This window comes from Mesorhizobium sp. M7A.F.Ca.MR.362.00.0.0 (assembly GCF_004023175.1).
In the GTDB taxonomy this organism is placed as follows: Bacteria; Pseudomonadota; Alphaproteobacteria; order Rhizobiales; family Rhizobiaceae; genus Mesorhizobium.
This window is the reverse complement of sequence record NZ_RZTF01000429.1, coordinates 3660-5235: the sequence shown is the minus strand read 5'-3', so window position 1 is coordinate 5235 and position 1576 is coordinate 3660. Positions and strand designations below refer to the sequence as shown.

At 58.2% G+C, this 1576-nt stretch carries 2 protein-coding genes; one reads left to right on the top strand and one right to left on the bottom strand.

The genetic code is table 11. The features are described from left to right. Positions 1-167: 167 nt before the first annotated feature. On the bottom strand, positions 168-362 hold the full coding sequence (locus EOC06_RS32125) for a hypothetical protein (protein WP_128309679.1): 195 nt from the start codon (positions 360-362) through the stop codon (positions 168-170). A gap of 142 nt (positions 363-504) precedes the next feature. Here EOC06_RS32125 and EOC06_RS32120 point away from each other — a divergent pair. Beyond that, positions 505-1576 (top strand): hypothetical protein (locus EOC06_RS32120; protein ID WP_164898849.1); only part of this gene is annotated, 1072 nt, incomplete at its 3' end.

The following is a 1576-nucleotide window of genomic DNA, read 5'->3' as shown; positions in this document are numbered from 1 at the left end:
TACCTGGACCGGCGCAAATGAGGACGCGGACTCCCTAGTTGACAGTGCAGAAAGAAGCGTGGCCAGTCAAAGCGCCCTAGCTGCTCAGAGTGGTAGGCCAATCACAGCGGCTCAAGCAGCGGCCAGTGCCCAAGTGTTGGTCGCGGCGGTATGGCAATGAGTTCAGCTTAGTGGTCAAGCTTGACGGCCGAAACGATCTCGATCTCGGTGAGATCGGCGCCATCATCCCACACGAATGCTAGTCCGTCGTCCGCCTCATAGTCGAACGCCAAACGTCGAGCCTCATGCTCATCACGTGCGTTAATCTCTATCTCGGCGACCTTTTCGACATAACGTCGAACCTTGACATGAAATTTGCTCATCATCTCGGCAATGTAACAGATAGAATGTCAGGCTCCAAGATGTCTTCTGCCCTCATGATCATTGTGCATCATTCTGATGCACACCAAGTTTGCACCATGACCAACAAAGCACGACATGCCTCCCAGCAACGCAGGGTATGTCGTGAAACAAATTGCGAAAACACCAGAGATCATCGCGCGCCTCAAAGAGGCCGGCGCGTCGGTTGACGATGTCGCCGTTTTCGAAGCGATCGCCCTAAACAACCGTCCTCTCCGCAAGCGTCAGCACGTCTACAACGGCGCGATCGCCCAGCGGTCAATGCTCCTGGAAATGGCACTGGCGCTCGAGACCGAGAGCCGACCCCTCCAGATCATGCATGACGGCTCAGAGTTACCGATCGGTCGGGTCTTCCGCGGTCAAGTGTTTGACGGCCAAGACACTGAACTACGCGTCCTCTTCTGGATCGATAAGACCCACGAGGACAAGATCAAGCAGGTGGACAACGGCACCATCGACCAGGTCTCGGTCGGCATCCTGCCGAAGCAGATGATCTGCTCGGCTGACGGCTTCGACTTCTTCGGTCCCGACGCGGACTTCGAAACCATATTCACCGGCACCACTCCCAATGGGCACAAGGTCGGTGAGAACGGCGTCTACTGCAAGATGGTTGGGCTAGAAGGCTTCTTCGAGACCTCGCTCGTCGGGCAGGGCGGCGCCCAAAACGCGCGCATCGTGAACAGCGATCAAAGCCATTTCTCGCCTCACATGAAGGCACTGGCCGCGAGGGCTTCTCTCGATCGTCTCGCACTCACCGCAACAGCAAATACGGACAAGCCAATCATGGACACCAAAGAACTCCTCGCCGAACTGCGCTCCACCGAAAAGGAGAGCATGAAAGTCGCAATCGAAAACGAGCAGCTGAAGGCCACAAACCTTGCACTGACCGGCGAGCGCGACACGCTCAAGACCCAGCTCGAAGCCGCCTCCCAGACGGCGCCTGCGGTCAAGACCGAACTCGACGCGCTGAAGGTCAAGCACGAAGCCACCGAGGCCAATCTGACCGCGGCCGACACCGCTCTCCGCGACATCTGCAAGAAGGCACTCACGGCGGCCGGCCAGGTCGACGCTGCGGTCCCGGAGAAGCTCGACGAGGTCGTGGCCAAGATCACCGAGCTCAAGATCAACCTGACCGCCGGTGGAACGGCCAAGGGTGCCGAAAGCGACCTCAAAGCCT

Excerpts from the sequence above, each read along its gene's own strand:
- EOC06_RS32125 (WP_128309679.1), bottom strand. The coding sequence starts at position 362 with ATGAGCAAATTTCATGTCAAGGTTCGACGTTATGTCGAAAAGGTCGCC.